The sequence below is a fragment of the Stenotrophomonas sp. STM01 genome, from assembly GCF_014852135.1.
Classification (GTDB): domain Bacteria; phylum Pseudomonadota; class Gammaproteobacteria; order Xanthomonadales; family Xanthomonadaceae; genus Stenotrophomonas; species Stenotrophomonas capsici.
Window position 1 is genome coordinate 1760330 of the sequence record NZ_JACVBA010000001.1, and the last position, 19148, is coordinate 1779477.

The 19148-nt window shown below is 67.7% G+C and carries 12 protein-coding genes and 2 riboswitches; of the genes, 5 read left to right on the plus strand and 7 right to left on the minus strand.

The annotated features are described in order from the left end of the window. Positions 1–5 precede the first annotated feature (5 nt). The gene (locus tag IB227_RS08220; RefSeq protein WP_192286935.1) at positions 6–1328 is read right to left on the minus strand and encodes a tetratricopeptide repeat protein; all 1323 of its coding nucleotides are present in this window, start codon (positions 1326–1328) and stop codon (positions 6–8) included. Positions 1329–1951: 623 nt separating this feature from the next. Here IB227_RS08220 and IB227_RS08225 point away from each other — a divergent pair. From IB227_RS08225 to IB227_RS08240, 4 genes are all read left to right on the plus strand, one after another. Further along, positions 1952–5722, plus strand: coding sequence for an ESPR-type extended signal peptide-containing protein (locus tag IB227_RS08225; RefSeq protein WP_192286936.1), 3771 nt, complete (start codon positions 1952–1954; stop codon positions 5720–5722). Positions 5723–5928: 206 nt separating this feature from the next. Beyond that, positions 5929–6261: an SMR family transporter gene (locus IB227_RS08230; protein WP_132863597.1), complete on the plus strand. Its 333-nt coding sequence runs from the start codon at positions 5929–5931 to the stop codon at positions 6259–6261. A 120-nt stretch (positions 6262–6381) separates the two neighbouring features. Further along, positions 6382–6616: riboswitch (cobalamin riboswitch) on the plus strand. Between the two features lie 205 nt (positions 6617–6821). Next, positions 6822–9107 carry a 5-methyltetrahydropteroyltriglutamate--homocysteine S-methyltransferase gene (gene metE / locus IB227_RS08235; protein ID WP_192286937.1) on the plus strand — a complete coding sequence of 762 codons (2286 nt, stop codon included), beginning with the start codon at positions 6822–6824 and terminating at the stop codon, positions 9105–9107. Positions 9108–9584: 477 nt separating this feature from the next. Continuing rightward, positions 9585–10208, plus strand: a complete 624-nt coding sequence (locus IB227_RS08240; protein WP_192286938.1) for a nicotinamidase — start codon at positions 9585–9587, stop codon at positions 10206–10208. Positions 10209–10369: 161 nt separating this feature from the next. On the opposite strand, the gene purU is transcribed toward IB227_RS08240, so the two are convergent. After that, complete coding sequence (purU, locus tag IB227_RS08245; RefSeq protein WP_192286939.1) at positions 10370–11221, minus strand: formyltetrahydrofolate deformylase; 852 nt, start codon at positions 11219–11221, stop codon at positions 10370–10372. Between the two features lie 216 nt (positions 11222–11437). Here purU and IB227_RS08250 point away from each other — a divergent pair, with 216 nt between their 5' ends. Then, positions 11438–12376, plus strand: a complete 939-nt coding sequence (locus IB227_RS08250) for a LysR family transcriptional regulator (protein WP_192286940.1) — start codon at positions 11438–11440, stop codon at positions 12374–12376. Between the two features lie 67 nt (positions 12377–12443). Here IB227_RS08250 and IB227_RS08255 read toward each other — a convergent pair whose 3' ends face one another. From IB227_RS08255 to IB227_RS08275, 5 genes are all read right to left on the minus strand, one after another. Continuing rightward, positions 12444–13553: an NADH:flavin oxidoreductase/NADH oxidase gene (locus IB227_RS08255; protein ID WP_192286941.1), complete on the minus strand. Its 1110-nt coding sequence runs from the start codon at positions 13551–13553 to the stop codon at positions 12444–12446. 72 nt (positions 13554–13625) lie between these two features. Next, positions 13626–14444 (minus strand): NAD-dependent protein deacetylase, encoded by an 819-nt coding sequence (locus IB227_RS08260; RefSeq protein ID WP_225591761.1) that lies wholly within the window; start codon positions 14442–14444, stop codon positions 13626–13628. A gap of 55 nt (positions 14445–14499) precedes the next feature. After that, entirely contained in the window at positions 14500–14901 is a 402-nt protein-coding gene (locus IB227_RS08265) for an acyl-CoA thioesterase (protein ID WP_132863610.1), read from the minus strand. Positions 14902–15095: 194 nt separating this feature from the next. Then, positions 15096–16115 (minus strand): ribonucleotide-diphosphate reductase subunit beta, encoded by a 1020-nt coding sequence (locus tag IB227_RS08270; RefSeq protein ID WP_132863611.1) that lies wholly within the window; start codon positions 16113–16115, stop codon positions 15096–15098. A gap of 226 nt (positions 16116–16341) precedes the next feature. Next, the gene (locus IB227_RS08275) at positions 16342–18651 is read right to left on the minus strand and encodes a ribonucleoside-diphosphate reductase subunit alpha (protein ID WP_225591762.1); all 2310 of its coding nucleotides are present in this window, start codon (positions 18649–18651) and stop codon (positions 16342–16344) included. A gap of 264 nt (positions 18652–18915) precedes the next feature. Continuing rightward, positions 18916–19137, minus strand: a riboswitch (cobalamin riboswitch). Positions 19138–19148 lie beyond the last annotated feature (11 nt).

The following is a 19148-nucleotide window of genomic DNA, read 5'->3' on the forward strand; positions in this document are numbered from 1 at the left end:
TGTCCTCAGAACGCCTGAACCAGCGAAACGCCCGCGAAGCGATTGCGGTAATCGCGCAGGTCGTAGTTCGAGCTCACCCGGCGATAGCCGGCATACACCTGCAGGTCGGTGCCACGGCGCAGCGGGATCGTCTGCATGGCCTGCAGCACCAGGTCGTTGCCGCGCTGGCTGGCCTGCCGGTCAACCGCACGCAGTGGCGCATCGTTCCGGCGTCGCGCCAACTGCGCGCTCACCGCCAGCAACCATGGCTGGCTACGGCTGCCCAGCAGCGCCGGGAAGCGGTAGTTCACCGCGGTGTTGAAGCGCGGCTCCCAATGGCTGTTGGCGTCCACGGCCGCTTCGCGCCACTCCACGCCGGGACTCAGCAGCAGTTGCCAGTCGTCATCCAGCTGCCGGCTGTAGGTGAAGCCGGCGCGGTAGCGATCGCCCGAGTAACCGCGCGCACTGGCCATCGCCGGGGCCGGGGTATAACGCTCGTCGCGCCAGTCCAGGTTCGCGGCGATGGCAGCCTCACGCCCGACCGGCCTGCGGAAGCCCAGCGCCAGGCCGGCGGCATGCATGTAGCGCGCATCATCCAGCCAGGTCTGGCCGAGCAATGCGGCAATGGCCACGCGGCCGTCGCGCATGCCCCAGCGGTTGAGCGAAATCTCCGGCCCGACCTGCAGCTCAGCCACGTCGCTGTCCAACCCATGCAGGTCGCGATAGCGGTTGGAGGCCGTGGCAAGGCGTGTGTCGAGCACGTCGCCCTGCGCCGACAGTGGCAGCCGGTAGCGCAGTTGCAGGCCGAACTGGCCGCTGGCATCACCGGCCGCGCGCGAGTCCGGGCTGAGCTCGAAGTCCAGGCCATTGAGGCTGATCGCATGCCGGTCCGGCGCACCGTTGGCATTGCTTTCCACCCGTGCGCCAAGGCTGACCCGACCGGAGAAGCCACCTTCGCGCTTCTGCTCGCCGTCGATCACCGCCATGTAGCCGCGGATCCGGCGCTGTACCGCATCCGGCGTTTCCGGCAACGCCTGCACCTTCTCGAACAGCTGGCGCGCGCGTGGATAGGCCCCCAGGCGGAAGTACAGCGCGGCCAGTTCCAGCTGCAGCCGCGGCGTACCCGGCCGCTCGATCAGCATGCGCTCGTAGGTGGCGATGGCGGCTTCGTAATCGCCCAGACGCGTGGACAGCACCGCATAGGCAAACCCGGCCTCCAGGTCGGCCGGGTTGTCCAGCACCTGCTGGAACAGTTGCCGGCGTTCGGCTTCCCGCTGCGGCACCTCGGCCGCGGGCACGCTGGCCGGTACGTTGTAAGCACGATGCTGTGCCAGCACGTTCGTTGCCATCCCCGGGCACAACAGGGCCGCCAGCAGCATGAAGCGCACGCCTCCCCGGCGCGGCTGCATCCCCCCCTTCGCCTGGCGGCGCCCCTGTCGCTTGCCCGTTGCCCTGACCACGTCGCTCTCCTGCCCCTGCGCAGACCGCCATGGCTGCAGCCGGCGGCCACTCTACGCAGCTACCGTAAGAACGCCGTCGTGCCTGGACGCGTCCGCTGCAATCGAACCGACACGAGTCATCGCGACCGTCACCTGATCCTGCGGACGGGCCGTCCCTACGCCAACACGCAACGGCCCGCAAGACCGCCGCACCTGGGGTGGTAGGCCACACACGTCACGGATATCCGTTAACACGCATTCCCTGCAACCGATGCCCTGTGCACGAGGCAACGAAAGCAGTTTCGTACCGGGGAAAGCACATCCCTCCCGAGTCCGACGTCAGCGTGGCTGCTTTAGGACTTGGCCTATTCAGGGCATTTGTTCTGCTCTCTATCTTGCGCATCAAGCCGCAAGACATCGGAAACATCCTGCGCGCGACACCTACGGCCCGTACTGGCAAGCGCCAACGACGGCACGCATTTGCAGACGCAGGCATGGGCACTCCACCTGCATCACATCAGGCAGACCAACTCATGAACCTCATCTACAAGCTTGTGTGGAATTCGACCCTGGGCGCTTTCATGGTGGCCAGTGAACTGGCCTCCGGCAAGGGCAAGCGCAGCCGTTCAATTGTCCGTGACCGGCGATCGGCGACGAGTGCGCTCGCGGCATGTATCGCGATGCTGCTGGTTCCAGCCGTAGCACTGGCCGACAACACCAAGCTGGGCACCGGCGCTGTCGCATCGGGCACCTCGACCAACAACACTGCGATCGGCTTCAACGCACAGTCCACTGGAACCATGTGGAATATCGGCGGTAACGGGAACCGCCGTGTAGATGGCCTCGGGCTCAATATCACTTCAAGCTTCGCTACGGTCGGCGGGATCGCGCTCGGTGACACATCCCTGGCATCAGGATCCGGTGCGACCGCACTGGGTGGCCACTCCGTAGCCAGCGCCATCGGTGCGCTCGCCACCGGCGCCTACGCCAATGCCTTGGACCGCAACAGCATCGCCCATGGCTCCGGCTCATATGCCAGTGGTTCGCAAGCGATCTCCTTCGGTTCGTTCTCCGTGGCCAACGCTGCACGCGCCGCTGCGTTCGGTACCAATGCCACGGCTACCGGCACTGATGCCACGGCCATCGGCACATCGTCGACTGCCAGTGGTGCCCGCGCCATCGCGCTCGGTTCAGCACTCACCGCGAGCGCGGATCCCGACACCAAGCAGAACAACACCGATCAGACGCACGCGGCGGGCACCGACTCCATCGCCGTAGGCACGTCAGCCAATGCCACCGGCGACGACGCCATCGCCATGGGCCGTGCCGCAAACGTGACCGTCAAGAATGCCATCGCCATCGGCGTCAATGCCAAGGCTACGCATGAGGGCAGCGTGGCACTGGGTGCCGGCAGCACCACCACCGCCAATCTTGGCGCGGCCGCGTATACGTCCCAGTCGGGCGCCAGCCTGGCAGGCGCGGTTGCAGCCGGGGAAGTCTCGGTCGGCTCGGCTGCCCAGAAGCGCCGCCTCACCAATGTCGCCGCCGGTGCGGAAGGCACTGATGCCGTCAACGTCAGCCAGCTGCAGGCGGAGGCCAACAAGTCCAACGCAACCGCTGCCGGCATTGCCACCGCAATCGGCGGAGGCGCGGCCTATAACGCCGATACCGGTACGTTCAGCGCTCCCACCCTGACGGTGGGCGGCCAGCCGGTGGGCAGCCTCAGCGACGCGATCACCCATATCGATGGCCGCACGGTGTCCAACGCGACCGCCATCGATGCGCTCGCCACCAATCTCACCAATGGCACGGTTGGCCTGGTCAAGCAGGACGCCGATTCCCTGGCCATCACCGTGGCCGCCGACAGGGCCGGCACGCTGGTGAACTTCGCCGGTATCGACGGCGCGCGCACCCTGACCGGCGTGCAGGCCGGTGCAGTGGCTGCTGACAGCACCGATGCGGTCAACGGCGCACAGCTGTTCGCCACCAATGCCAACGTCACCGCCCTGGGCGGCCGCATGGACACTGCCGAGACCAACATCACCGGTCTGGACGGTCGCCTGACCACGGCCGAAGGCAGCATCACCACGCTCAACGGCGACGTCGCTGCACTGGGTGATCGCGTGACCACCACCGAAGGTGACATCGCCTCGATCAACACCAACATCACCAGCCTGCAGGGTGACCTCACCAGCCTGGACAACCGCACCACCGTCAACGAAGGCAACATCACCGCGATCCAGGGCGACATCAACAGCCTGACCACCAACCTCAACAGCGGTGCCGTGGGCCTGGTCAAGCAGGACGCCGATTCCCTGGCCATCGGCGTGGCGGCCGACAAGGCCGGCACGCTGGTGAATTTCGCCGGTACCGACGGCGCCCGCACCCTGACCGGCGTGCAGGCCGGCGCAGTGGCTGCTGACAGCACCGATGCGGTCAACGGCGCACAGCTGTTCGCCACCAATGCCAACGTCACCGCCCTGGGCAGCCGCATGGATACTGCCGAGACCAACATCACCGGTCTGGACGGTCGCCTGACCACGGCCGAAGGCAGCATCACCACCCTCAACGGCGACGTCGCTGCGCTGGGTGATCGCGTGACCACCACCGAGGGCGACATCGCCTCGATCAACACCAACATCACCAGCCTGCAGGGTGACCTCACCAGCCTGGACAACCGCACCACCGTCAACGAAGGCAACATCACCGCGATCCAGGGCGACATCAACAGCCTGACCACCAACCTCAACAGCGGTGCCGTGGGCCTGGTCAAGCAGGATGCCGACTCCCTGGCCATCGGTGTGGCCGCCGACAAGGCCGGCACGCTGGTGAACTTCGCCGGCACCGACGGCGCGCGCATCCTGACCGGTATCAAGGCCGGCGGCCAGTCGCTGGATGCCGTCAACGTCGCCCAGCTGCAGGCCATCGCGGCCGGCCTGGGTGGCGGCGCCACGGTGAATGCCGATGGTTCCATCACCGGCCCCAGCTACAGCGTGACCAACGCCGACGGTACAACCCACACGGCCACCAACCTGGGCGAGGCCATTGCCCACATCGATGACCGTGTTGCCGACAGCAGCACGAAGATCAACGACCTCGACCAGCAGATCAAGGACGGCGCCGTTGGCCTGGTGAAGCAGGATGCCGCCACTGGTGACATCACCGTTGCGGCCGACAAGGGCGGCGCAACCGTCAACTTCGCCGGCACCCAGGGCGCGCGGACGCTGGACGGCATCGCCGCCGGCGCCGTCCACGCCACCAGCCAGCAGGCGGTCAACGGCGCCCAGCTGCATGCCGCCAGCCAGTCCATGGCGGCCCACCTGGGCGGTGGTGCCACGGTGGGCATCGATGGCAGCATCTCTGCACCGAGCTATACGGTCGGCGGCAGGACCGTCAACAACGTCGGCGACGCGTTGACCGACATCGACCAGCGCACCTCGCAGAACGCCAGCGACATCAGCGACCTGAAGAACGGTCTGGGCGATGTGAGCAGCAACATGGCCGGCATCAACGATCGCCTCGATGGCATCGGCAACACCGTCGACCAGCTGGAAGGGCGCTTCACCCAGCTGGAGTCCACCCTCTCCGACGCCAACTTCGGTGACAGCGGCCTGATCTCAAGCAACGTCGGCGAAGGCAACTCGCAGATTGCCCTGGCCTCGGGCGAAGGCGCGCTGGCCATCGGCGACGCTGCGATCGCCTCCGGGACCAACAGCGTGGCGCTGGGTAACGGTTCGATCGCTGACCGCGACAACGCGGTCTCCGTCGGCGCTGCGGGTCAGGAACGCCAGGTGACCAACGTCGCTGCCGGCACCCAGGACACCGACGCGGTGAACGTCGCCCAGCTCAAGCAGACGGTGCGCTATGACCAGAACGCGGACGGCAGCACCGACTACTCGCGCGTCTCGCTCGGCCAGCAGGGCTCGCCGGTGACCATGTCCAATGTCGCCCGGGGCCGCGTCAGTGCCGACAGCACCGATGCCGTCAATGGTGCCCAGCTGTACGACTGGACGATGAACCGCAACAACCAGATCAGCAACGTCAGCCTGGCGTATCGCATCAATGACCTGGAGCGCAGCATGCATGCGGGCATCGCCAGCGCCATGGCGGCACGCCAGGCCCCCTACGTGCCCGGCAAGGTGACCTACGCGGTGGGTGCGGCGGGCTACAAGTCGCAGGGCGCGGTTGGCATCAGCAGCCGCTACACCGCTGACAGCGGCCGTTGGAGCCTGGAAGGCGGCTTCTCCAAGAACGGCGATGGGTCCGGCATGTACGTGGGTGTCAGCGGCGTCCTCGGCGACTGATATCCCGCACTTGCGCCAGCAGATGCCCAGGGCAATCCCCTGGGCATTCTGCTTTCTGCCGGTCCCGTTTGCGCCACGGCGGTGGGCCTTTCCCATGGACCTTTCCACGCGGTGCTCGAACGTGGGCATCGCTCTGCGCCGCCGGCACCGAAGCGGGCCTTCCGCGACCAGATAGAATCCGCTTCCTCCCCCAGCCGGCCATCGCCATGAACGCCTATGCCCTGCTCGCCTGCGCCATCGCGCTGGAGGTGGCTGCCACCTCGCTGCTCAAGGCCTCCGATGGCATGACCCGGCTCTGGCCCACGCTGGGTGCGCTGTTCGGCTATGGGGTGTGCTTCTGGTTGCTGTCGATGGTGATGAAGACCGTGCCCACCGGCATCGCCTATGCCATCTGGTCCGGGGTGGGGATCGTGCTGATCTCGCTGATTGGCCTGTTCGTGTTCAAGCAGAAACTGGACCTGCCGGCGCTGATCGGCATCGGGCTGATCTGCGCCGGCGTGGTGGTGATCAACGTGTTCTCGCACTCCACCGCACACTGAACGCCGCCCGGCACGGCAGCGCCTGCGGCCGGGGCCGGGGCGGACACCCGAGCGTGACGCGCTTCCGGCAGCCGCCGCCTTGCATGGAAACCATCGCTTGACCGCGCGCGCGGTCCGGCCTATTTTGTGCGCGCCTCAGGTATTCATCCCTTTATCCGCATGAAGGGATGAATTTAAACGGGAATCCGGTGAAGCGGCCTCGTGCCGCCATTCCGGAGCTGCCCCGCAGCGGTGAATGGAAACAACCGCCGTCATCCAGCACTGGGTTCATCCCCGGGAAGCGACGGCCAGTAGGTGGGCACCCCGGTGCCCGTGTCCATCAGCCCGAATACCGGCCTTGGCCGGGGGACCTGCCGTCCCTCGATTCGACCTGGAGCCTCCGCGGGGAGGCGGCCGGTACCGATGCCCTGCCTCGCCGCGGGCCGGTCCGCCGTGTCCCCGCCATGAATCCGGTTCGCCCGCGGGGGCGAAGGTCGCTGGCGTGGCGGACGTGGCTGCAAGGCCGCGCACGATGCGCGGTTCCTTCGTTCCTCAATGCCCAATGCAATGAGGACACTGACATGACTATCGTTACCAACCTGGGGTTCCCCCGGATCGGCGCGCGCCGCGAACTCAAGCACGCGCTGGAAAGCTATTGGCGCGGCGAGACCGATGCCGCGCAACTGCAGGCGACCGCCGCCGAACTACGTGCCCGCCACTGGCGGCTGCAACGCGATGCCGGCGTCGACGTACCGCCGAGCAACGACTTCAGCCTGTACGACCAGGTGCTCGACACCGCGGTGCTGTTCGATGCCATCCCGCAGCGTTACCGGGCACTGGCGCAGCGCGCGCCGCTGGACGGCTACTTCGCCATGGCACGCGGCCTGCAGCGCGACGGCGTGGACCTGCACGCGCTGGAGATGACCAAGTGGTTCGACACCAACTACCACTACCTGGTGCCCGAACTCACCCGGGACCAGGCCTTCACGCTGCATGCCGACAAGCCGTTGAGCGAGTACCGCGAAGCCCGGGCACTGGGCATCGAGACCCGGCCGGTGCTGCTGGGCCCGGTGAGCTTCCTGCGGCTGTCCAAGGCCACCGACGGCAGCGATACGCTGGCCCTGCTTGATCGCCTGCTGCCGGTGTACGCGCAGCTGCTGGCCGAACTGAAGGACGCCGGTGCGGCATGGGTGCAGCTGGACGAGCCGGTACTGGTGCAGGACCTGGACGACACTGCCCGCGCGGCCTTCGAGCGCGCCTACCGTTATCTGGCCGATGTGCCGCGCCCACAGCTGCTGCTGGCCACCTACTTCGGTGCGCTGGATGACAACCTCGCGCTGGCCACGTCGCTGCCGGTCGATGGCCTGCACGTGGACCTGGTGCGTGCGCCGGAGCAGCTCGACGCCGTGCTGCGTGCCCTGCCGGCCACGCGCATCCTGTCGCTGGGGCTGGTCAACGGCCGCAACATCTGGCGCGCCGCGCTGGACAATGCGCTGATCCTGGCGCGTTACGCCCTGGGCCATCGGGGACCGGACACGCTGTGGCTGGCACCCTCGTGCTCGCTGCTGCATTGCCCGGTGGACCTTGGCCAGGAGAAGAAGCTCGATGCCGAGCTGCGCAGTTGGCTGGCGTTCTCGCGGCAGAAGCTGCAGGAACTGCGCGTGCTGGCCGATGCCCTGGACGGCAAGGCCTCGGCGGAGGTGGCGCTGGACCAGGCACGTGCGGCCATCGAATCGCGCCGCCACTCGCCACGTGTGCACAACCCGGCGGTGAAGGCACGCCTAGCCGCGCTGACCGCCACCGATGCCGCCCGCGCCACACCGCACGTACAGCGCCAGCTGCAGCAGGCACAGGCACTGCGCCTGCCCGCGTTCCCGACCACCACCATCGGCTCGTTCCCGCAGACCCAGGACGTGCGCCTGGCCCGCGCGCGGAACAAGTCCGGCAAGCTCTCCGATGCCGATTACGATGCCTTCCTGGCCGAGCAGACCGCGCATTGCGTGCGCGTGCAGGAACAGATCGGCCTGGACGTGCTGGTGCACGGCGAGTTCGAGCGCAATGACATGGTCGAGTACTTCGGCGAACAGCTCGATGGCTTCGCCTTCACCGGCAATGGCTGGGTGCAGAGCTACGGCTCGCGCTGCGTGAAACCGCCGGTGATCTTCGGCGACGTCAGCCGGCCGGCGCCGATGACGGTGCGCTGGTCGCGGTACGCGCAGTCGCTCACCGACAAGCCGATGAAGGGCATGTTGACCGGGCCGGTGACGGTGCTGCAGTGGTCGTTCGTGCGTGATGACCAGTCGCGCGCCGATACCTGCACGCAGATCGCGCTGGCGCTGCGCGATGAAGTGAACGACCTGGAGGCGGCCGGCATCCGTGCCATCCAGATCGACGAGCCGGCCCTGCGCGAAGGCCTGCCGCTGCGGCGCGCGCAATGGCAGGACTACCTGGACTGGGCGGTGCGTGCCTTCCGCATCAGCGCCAGCGGCGTGGCCGATGCCACCCAGATCCACACCCACATGTGCTACGCGCAGTTCAACGACATCATCGAAGCGGTGGCCGCCCTGGACGCGGACGTGATCTCGATCGAGACCTCGCGCTCGCGCATGGAACTGCTGGATGCGTTCGCGCGTTTCGACTACCCCAACCAGATCGGCCCGGGCGTGTACGACATCCATTCCCCGCGCGTGCCCGATAGCGCCGAGATGGTGGAACTGCTGCGCAAGGCCAGCGACGTGCTGGCCCCGGGCAAGTTGTGGGTGAACCCGGACTGCGGCCTGAAGACCCGCGGCTGGCCGGAGACCCGGGCCGCGCTGGAAGCGATGGTGGGTGCCGCACGCACGCTGCGTGGGGAAGTGGCCGCGTAGGGCTGCAGTGCGCCGTGCTCCGGTAGATCACCGCAGATGCTGCGTCTGCCCCCTCCCTTTCGCGCAGCGAAGGGGAGGGTTGGGGAGGGGGCCTTTCGCAGCGATGGCGCGCGTTGCTGCCCACGCCGAAGCAACGGCAACGTCCAACCCCTCCCCCGCCCTCCCCTTGCCTTCGGCAAAGGGAGGGAGTGTTCCGCGTGCACTGGCAGATCACCGCAAGGCCCCGCTTTTCCCCTCCCTTTTCGCGCAGCGAAGGGGAGTAACTCCGCGTGCACTGGCAGATCACCACAAGGCCCCGCTTTTCCCCCTCCCTTTCGCGCAGCGAAGGGGAGGGTTGGGGAGGGGTGCTTTCGCCCCGGAAAGTCCACCTCGCCGCGCCACCGCATCCCACCACCGCGCCGGGCAGGAATTCCCTGGTCATGCCCTGCCATGCCCCACCGCTTAGACTGTCGTCACTCCCGCGTCAGGAAACAGTCGATGTACGCAGCCGATGTAGCGTTGCTGGTGGTGGACCTGCAGCCCGATTTCATGCCCGGCGGTGCCCTGCCCTGCCAGCAGGGCGATGCCATCGTTCCCGGGATCGCCGCGCTGCTGGCGTCGCGCCGCTACCGCACGGTGGTCGCCACCCAGGACTGGCACCCGGCCGACCACGTTTCCTTCGCCAGCCAGCATGCCGGGCGTGCCCCGTTCGAGGTGATCGACCTGCATGGCCACGCGCAGACGCTGTGGCCGGACCATTGCGTGCAGGGCAGTCCGAGGGCGGCGCTGGACCCGCGCGTGGGCTGGGACGTGGCCGACCTGATCCTGCGCAAGGGCACCGACCAGCAGGTGGATTCGTACAGCGCCTTCCGCGAGAACCATGGCCCACGCGGTGACCGCCCGGCGACCGGGCTGGCCGGCTGGCTGCACGAGCGCGGCATCACCGAGGTCCATGTCTGTGGCCTGGCGCGTGACTACTGCGTGCTGTGGAGCGCGCAGGACGCGGCGATCAGCGGCTTCCGCGTACGTTTCCTGTGGGAACTGACCCGGCCGGTGTCCTCGGCCAACGACGCGGCCACGCGGATCGCGCTGGTCGAAGGCGGGATTGAAGTAGTGGGATAGGCCTCTGCAGGAACAGCCTTGGTCGCGAAGCCGGGCCGCCTTCCCGGCAACGTGTAGCCCCCCTCCCCCAGCCCTCCCCTTCGCTGCGCGAAAGGGAGGGTGCACGACAAAGCTCCCTCTCCCCCGTCATCCGCTTCGCTACGCGAAGGGGAGAGAGCAGATCAGCGGAACACCACCGTGCGGTGCCCGTTGAGCAGGATGCGGTGCTCCACGTGACGCCGCACCGCGCGTGCCAGCACCAGCGATTCGGTATCGCTGCCCAGCTGTACCAGGTCACGCGGCGTCATCGCATGGTCCACGCGCGCCACGTCCTGCTCGATGATCGGGCCTTCGTCCAGGTCGGAGGTCACGTAGTGCGCGGTGGCGCCGATGATCTTGACCCCGCGCGCATGCGCCTGGTGGTACGGCTGGGCGCCCTTGAAGCTGGGCAGGAAGCTGTGGTGGATGTTGATCGCCCGCCCGGCCAGCGCCTGGCACAGGCGCGGCGACAGGATCTGCATGTAGCGCGCCAGCACCACCAGATCGATGCGCTCACGTTCGACCAGATCGATGATCTGCTGCTCCTGCTGCGCGCGGTTGTCCGCGCTGACCGGCAGGTGATGGAACGGCACCCCGTAGGAACCGGCCAGGCCGGCGAAGTCGGCGTGGTTGGAGGCCACCGCGGCGATGTCCACCTTCAGCTGGCGGCTGTGGGTGCGGAACAGCAGGTCGTTGAGGCAATGGCCCTGCTTGCTGACCAGCACCAGCAAGCGCGCACGACGACGGGCATCATGCAGTTCCCACTGCATCGCGAACGCCTCCCCCAGCGCCTGCAGGCGTGCACGCACGGACGGCACATCGCCGGCATTGCTCATGTCAAAGTGCACGCGCAGGAAGAACCGGCCACTTTCCTCGTCACCGAACTGCTGCGCATCCAGGATGTTGCAACCCGCCTCGAACAGCAGGCCGGACACGCGGTAGACGATGCCGGTGCGATCCGGGCAGGACAGGGTCAGGATGAAATCAGGGCGCATGGCCAGCAACACGGCGGGGGACCGCGCAAGGTAACCGCTCCGGCAGCAGCCCGGCAAAACCGGTTGCAGCTGACACGGTCGCCGCCACCGGCAGCGGAACCGTCGACGAACGCGAACCCGTCAGTCTGGCCGGCCCCGCCACGGCCAGCTAGATGGCTCGGGCTTGGCGCTTTATAAAGAAATACTTGGCAATCCCCCCGGAAAATGCGCGCCGGCATGAACATCCTCCAGTCCCTCCGCAGTTTCATCCGCACCGCCGATGCCGGCAGCCTGGCCGCCGCCGCACGCACCCTGGGCATCAGCCCGGCCGCGGTGGGCCAGAACATCGCCCGCCTGGAAGCCCACCTGGGCGTGCGCCTGCTCAACCGCACCACCCGCCAGCTGGCCCTCACCGAACGTGGCGCGCTGTACCTGGCGCAGGTGCGCCATATCGAACGCGACCTGCAGCGTGCACAGGCAGCCGTCACCGACCCGGATGCCACGCCGGCCGGCCGGCTGCGCATCGCCAGCAGCGCCGCCTTCGGCCGGCATGTCCTCGCGCCCCTGTTGCCAGCGCTGCAGCAGCGCTATCCACGCCTTGCGATCGAGCTGCTGCTGACCGACCGCAGCGTCGACCATGCACACGAGGACGTGGACGTAAGCTTCCGCATCGAAACCCAATTGGAGGAAGGCCTGGTGGCGCGGCCCGTCGCGCAGGTGCCGTTCGTGTTCTGCGCGTCGCCGGCCTATCTTGCCGATGCGGGAACACCGCGCTCGCCGGAAGACCTGCGCGAGCACCGTTGCCTGTTGTTCCGCCATCCGCTGGACGGGCGCTACCTGCACTGGGGCTTCACCCGCGACGGCCTGCATTTCGACGCCGACGTGCAGCCGGCGCTGGTCAGCGACGACATCGACGCGCTCGCCGCGATGGCTGCCAACGGGGGCGGCATCACCCGCCTGGCCGCCTTCGTCGCCGCGCCCTACCTGGCGCGCGGTGAGCTGCAGCCGCTGTTCACCGCCCCGGGCGGCGACGAGGCCCGTGCTGCTCCGGCGCCGATGCGGTTGTTCCTGTGCGTCAGCGACCGGCGCGACCTCACGCCGAAGATCAGGGCGCTGTTGCAGCATGTGGTCGATGCCCTGCCCCCCGCGTGGCGGGTGGACATCGACCACCCGTAGTGCCGGGCCACGCCCGGCGCGGATGCGTTGGCAAAGCCGGGCGCGGCATGGCTGCGCCCGGCCGGGGTCAATCGCAGCGGCCGACGTCGAACAGGCCGCGGGCTTCATGCGGCTCGCAGCGCAGGTACTGCGGCGAGGCGCTGATATGCGTGCCCAGGGCGGCGGCGGCGTGCCACGGCCAGCGCGGGTCGTAGAGGATCCCGCGGGCGAGGCCGATGGCGTCGGCACGGCCGTCGACCAGGATCGCCTCGGCCTGGGCCGGCTCGGTGATCAGGCCCACCGCGATCACCGGCGTGCCGATCTGCGCCTTGATCGCCTCGGCGGCCGGCACCTGGTAGCCCGGGCCCACCGGGATCTGCTGGCGCGGGTCCAGTCCACCGCTGGAAACATGCAGGAAATGGTTGCCACGTGCTTCCAGTGCCTTGGCCAGCGCGATGCTCTGCTCGACGTCCCAGCCGCCATCGACCCAGTCGGTTGCCGAGATGCGCACGCCCACGGCGACCGTGGCCGGCACCGCCGCACGCACGGCATCGAACACCCGCAGCAGCAGGCGCATGCGGTTCTCCAGCGAACCGCCGTATTCATCGGTGCGGTGGTTGCTCAACGGCGACAGGAACTGGTGCAGCACGTAACCGTGCGCGGCATGCAGTTCGATCAGGTCCAGGCCCAGGCGCACCGAACGGCGGGCCGCCGCGGCGAACGCCTCGACCACGCCATCGATGCCGGCTGCATCCAGTGCCTGCGGGGTCGGCTCACCCTCCAGGAACGGCAACGCCGAGGGGGCCAGCACCTGCCAGCCATGCTCCTGGTCCGGCGCGATCGCCCGGCCCCCGTCCCACGGCCGGGCGGTGGACGCCTTGCGCCCGGCGTGGGCCAACTGCACGCCGATCGGCATCTTCGACCAGCGCCGTACCGAGGCCAGCACCTTGCCCAGCGCCGCTTCGGTGGCCTCGTCCCACAGGCCCAGGTCGGCCCAGCTGATGCGCCCTTCCGGCAGCACGGCGGTGGCTTCGAGGATCAGCAGGCCGGCACCGGACTGTGCCAGCTGGCCCAGGTGGATGGTGTGCCAATCACTGGCCTGGCCATCCTCGGCCGAGTACTGGCACATCGGCGCGATGACGATGCGGTTGGAAAGCGACAGCGGGCCCAGCGACAGGGGCGAGAACAGGTGGCTCACGGGAAGATCCGCAAAAAGTGGGGAGCGCACATTGCACGCCCCCGCCGGACCCGATTCAACCGGCGTGGTGGATCACTGCGTCTTGGTCCCGTCGAGCAGGAACCCCAGCGCCTGCGCGCAGGGCATCTGCACCTTCAGCGACAGCAGGTGATCGGCGCGGGTGCGGCCCAGGTTCACCGCCGCGATCGGCAGGCCGGCCTTGGCGGCGGCATCGACGAAACGGAACCCGGAATAGACCATCAACGATGACCCCACCACCAGCACTGCATCGGACTGCTGCAGGTGCGCCTGCACCGCCGCCACGCGTTCGCGCGGCACGTTCTCGCCGAAGAACACCACGTCCGGCTTGAGCAGGCCGCCGCAGTGCTCGCAGTCCGGCACCTGGAAGGCACCGAAGTCGGTTTCCAGGTCGGCATCGCCGTCCGGCGCCATGCCGGCGTCGAGCCGGTCCCAGCCGGGGTTGGCGGCGAGCAGGCGCACCTGCAGCTGTTCACGCGACGAACGCGCTTCGCAGGCCATACAGCGCACCTGGTCCAGCCGCCCGTGCAGGTCGATCACGGTCTGGCTGCCGGCACGCTGGTGCAGGCAGTCCACGTTCTGGGTGAGCAGCAGTTCCACCCGGCCATCGGCTTCCAGTGCCGCCAGCGCGTGGTGGGTGGTGTTGGGCCGCGCCAGGCCGAAGCGTGGCCAACCGAGCAGGCTGCGGGCCCAGTAACGCTGCCGCGTCGCCGCCTCGCCCATGAAGGCCTGGAACGTCACCGGCGGGGTGCGTTTCCACTGGCCGTCGGCATCGCGGTAATCAGGGATGCCCGAGTCGGTGCTGCAGCCGGCGCCGGTCACCACCAGCAGGCGCCGGTGCCGGGCGATGAACTCCGGCAGTTCGGCCACCAGTGCGGGGGACAGGCCACCCAGCGGCGGTGGGGACGAGGTGGTCATCGCAACCGGGTCACAGCGGCGGCAGGGACGGCACGCTGGTCGGATGACCCTCGGCGTCGAGCGCGATCATCACGAAGGTACCCTTGGTGCACAGCTCGCGGGCACCGGTGAGCAGGTCCTCGGTCACCAGCTCCACTTCCACGTGCATCGAGCTGCGGCCCACGCGCACCACGCGGCCGATGGTTTCCACCATCTGGCCGATGCGGATCGGCAGCTTGAAGTCGACCTGGTCCGAGCGCGCGGTGACCACGGTGCGGCGCGAATAGCGGGCGGCGGCGAGGAAGGCCGCCTTGTCCATCCATGCCAGCGCCTGGCCACCGAACAGCGTGCCCATGTGGTTGGTGTGGTTCGGGAAAACGATCTCGGCCATGCGTACTTCAACGGGCGGATCGGTCTGCGGGATCGGAGTCATGGGACGTCGGCAATGGGGGAATGCCGGGATGATACGCCGCACGGGCTGTGCGGCTGGTGTACGCCGATCACATCGGCTTCGCGGCCAAGGCCGCTCCTACGCGGCGATCCTGGCTTCGTCCCCGACTGCAATCCGAAAACAGGAACACCCCGGGCGTTCGCACCGGGGTGTCAGGTACTACCAGCATGCGACGATCAGAACGCTTCGTCGAAGGACACCTCGCCCTGCACGCCGACCTGGTAGGCCGAGACGCGGCGCTCGAAGAAGTTGGTCAGCTCCTGCACGTCCTGCAGCTCCATGAACGGCAGCGGGTTGCGCACGTTGTACTTCTTGGCCATGCCCAGCTTGGCGAAGTGCTGGTCGGCGCAGTGCTGCAGGTACTGGCGCATGTCGCGGGTGGAGATACCGGCCACGCCGCCGGACAGCACGTCCTCGGCGAACTGCACTTCGCACTCGATGGCTTCCTCCAGCATTTCGTAGACCTGCTGTTCCATCCTGGCGTCGAACAGGTCCGGCTCCTCGGCGCGGATGGTGCGCACGCACTCGAAGGCGAACTCCATGTGGCAGCTCTCGTCGCGGAACACCCAGTTGGTGCCCGAGGCCAGGCCCGGCAGCAGGCCACGCGAACGGAAGTAGTACACGTAGGCGAACGCGGCGAAGAAGAACAGGCCCTCGATGCACGCGGCGAAGCAGATCTGGTTGAGCAGGAACTGGCGGCGCTCCTCGCGCGTCTCGATCCGCTTCAGGCCCTGGATGGAGTCGATCCACTTGAAGCAGAAGTCGGCCTTCTTCTTGATCGAATCGATGTTCTCCACCGCGGCGAACGCCTTGAACCGCTCCTCCGGGTCCGGCAGGTAGTTGTCCAGCAGGGTCAGGTAGAACTGCACGTGCAGTGCTTCCTCGTACAGCTGGCGCGACAGGTACATGCGCGCTTCCGGCGCATTGAGGTGCTGGTACAGGTTCAGCACCAGGTTGTTGGAGACGATCGAGTCACCGGTGGCGAAGAAGGCGACCAGGCGGTGGATCAGGTGGCGGTCGGCCGGCGTCATCTTGTGGTGCAGGTCGGTGATGTCGATCTGGAAGTTGATCTCCTCCACCGTCCAGCTGTTCTTGATGGCGTTGCGGTACATCTCGTAGAAGTCCGGGTAACGCATCGGGCGCAGGGTCAGCTCGAAGCCGGGGTCGAGCAGCATCTGGTTGGGTTTCTTGGACATGGGAAATCTCGTTTGCGCTTCTCCGCAGGGAGAAGCTGGCGCGTGGCGCCGGATGAGGGTTGGCTCTTCGAGGTTCAGGGCTGCTTGCTCAGCAGTGCCCTCACCCCAACCCCCGCTTCGCGCCCCGGCCCTTGCACGGGTGCAAGGGCGTTCGATGGGCCGCGAACCGGTGGTTCGCAAAACGGCCCCTCTCACCCCGCAAGCGGGAGAGGGGCTTGAGCGGTGCTTACTGGCAGGCTTCGCAGGCTTCCGGGTTTTCCAGCGAGCAGGCGACGGCTTCCACCGGCGTGTAGGCGCTGACCGTGGTCTTGGCGATCTTGGTCGCCGGGCGCGAACGCAGGTAATAGGTGGTCTTGATGCCCTTCTTCCACGCGTACATGTACATGGACGACATCGCGCCGATGTTCGGGCTTTCCATGAACAGGTTGAGCGAGGCGGACTGGTCGATGAACGCGCCGCGGTCGGCGGCCATGTCGATCAGCGAGCGCATCGGCAGCTCCCACGCGGTGCGGTACACCTCGCGCAGCGTTTCCGGGATCTGCTGCAGGTTGCGGATCGAGCCATCGGCGAGCTTGATCGCATCGCGCATTTCGTCGGTCCACAGGCCCAGCTGCTTCAGCTCGCCGACCAGGTAGCGGTTGATCTGCAGGAAGTCGCCGGACAGCGTCTCGCGCTTGAACAGGTTGGACACCTGCGGCTCCACGCACTCGTAGCAACCGGCGATGGAAGCGATGGTGGCGGTCGGGGCGATGGCGATGATCAGCGAGTTGCGCAGGCCGTGCTGCTTGATGCGCGCGCGCAGGTCGTCCCAGCGCGCGGTGTCTTCCGGCACCACGTTCCAGGCGTCGAACTGCAGCTCGCCGTGGGCGGCGCGGGTGTCGTTGAACGAGGGGTGCCTGCCACGCTCGGTGGCCAGCTCGCACGAGGTTTCCAGCGCGTGGAAGTAGATGGTCTCGGCGATCTTCCTGGACAGCGCGCGGGCCGGCTCCGAATCGAAGGCCAGGCGCTTGCGGAAGAACACGTCCTGCAGGCCCATGCAGCCCAGGCCGACCGGGCGCCAGCGCAGGTTGCCGCGGCGGGCGGTCTCGATCGGGTAGAAGTTCAGGTCGATCACGCGGTCGAGCTGGCGCACGGCCAGGCGCACGGTCTCGGCCAGCTTCTCGAAATCGAAGTCACCATGCTCGTCGAAGTGGTTGCCCAGGTTGATCGAGCCCAGGTTGCACACCGCGGTCTCGTCGTTGGAGCAGACCTCCAGGATCTCGGTGCACAGGTTGGACAGGTGGATGACGTTGCCCGGGCGCAGGGTCTGGTTGCTGGCCAGGTTGCACTTGTCCTTGAAGGTCATCCAGCCATTGCCGGTCTCGGCCAGGGTGCGCATCATCCGGCCATACAGCTTGCGGGCGTTGATGGTGCGCACGGCCTTGCCCTGCGCCTCGGCCTGCAGGTAGGCCTGCTCGAAGGCCGGGCCGTACAGGTCGGTGAATTCCGGCACCACGCGCGGGTCGAACAGCGACCACTCCTGGTCGGCCTCCACGCGCTGCATGAACAGGTCCGGCACCCAGTTGGCCAGGTTGAGGTTGTGGGTGCGGCGCGACTCGTCGCCGGCGTTGTCACGCAGCTCCAGGAAGTCCTCGATGTCGGCGTGCCAGGTTTCCAGGTACACGCAGGCCGCGCCCTTGCGCTTGCCCCCCTGGTTGACCGCCGCGACCGAGGAATCCAGCGTCTTCAGCCACGGCACGATGCCGTTGGAGTGGCCGTTGGTGGACCGGATCAGCGAGCCGCGCGCACGCACGCGGGTGTAGCTCACGCCGATGCCGCCGCTGAACTTGGACAGCTGGGCGATGTCGCCGTACTTGGCGTAGATGGACTCGAGCGAATCCTGCGGCGAGTCCAGCAGGAAGCACGAGGACAGCTGCTCGTGGCTGGTGCCGGCGTTGAACAGGGTCGGGCTGGACGGCAGGTAGTCCAGGCTGCCCAGGCGCTGGTACAGCGCCAGTGCCTCGGGCACGTCCTCGCTCAGCGCGCTGGAGATGCGCAGGAAGAACTGCTGCGGGGTCTCGATGACCTTGCGCGAATGCGGGTGGCGCAGCAGGTAGCGGTCGTACAGCGTGCGCAGGCCGAAGTAATCGAAGTTCAGGTCGTACTCGGGGTTGATCGCATCGTTGAGCTTGCGCGCGTTGATCTGCACGAAGTTCAGCAGGCGGTCGTTGATCAGGCCCACTTCGTGGCCGCGCCCCACTGACTGCGAGAACGCGTGGATTTCCTGGCCGGACACTTCCTTGGCGATGAAGTTGGCCAGCAGGCGCGCGGCCAGGCGGCCGTACTCCGGCTCCTCGCCGATCAGCAGCGCGGCGGTGCGGATGGACAGCTCGTCCAGTTCCTGGGTGGTGGCGCCGTTGTACAGGCCGGAGATGGTGCGGGTGGCCACGCGCATCGGGTCGACCGAATGCAGCCCTTCGCAGCAGCGCTGGATCGCGCGGACGATCTTGTTCAGGTCCACCGGCTCGGTGTTGCCATTGCGCTTGGTCACGCTCATGGCGGTGGCGGTGGGCGGCGGGGTCAGTTCAAAGCCGGCCTCGGCCGGGGCGACTTCGGTAGCGGAAGTGGTCACGACGGTGTGTCCTTCATGGCGTGGTGCACGGGGTGCCTGCCCTCGCAGGAACCGGGGCCGGTGCGGGTCGTGAGCATGGAAGGGCGGCGTCGCAGCGGCCGCGACGGCATCGACCCGGGGGTCGGCGTCAGCAGCACCACGTCACCAGCCGTCTTCCCCTCGAAGACACCGCAGCCGGCACCGCGCGGTGTGCTTCGCGCGGCTGTCGGCAGGTCTTCGGACTCATGGGCATGAAGGCGGGGGCCTTCTCCTACTCCGCCGCTTCCCAAGGCCGCTGCCTCAGTGCTGTGTGGCGGGGTCGTTCCCAATTACCGCTGCGGGGCAGTGCCGGACTGGCCTGAAGGCGTCACCGGCTTCCCTTTGAATCCAGCGGGGAGCAAACCCGCCGGAACCGACGACCCACAAGATAGTGGGGGTGTATG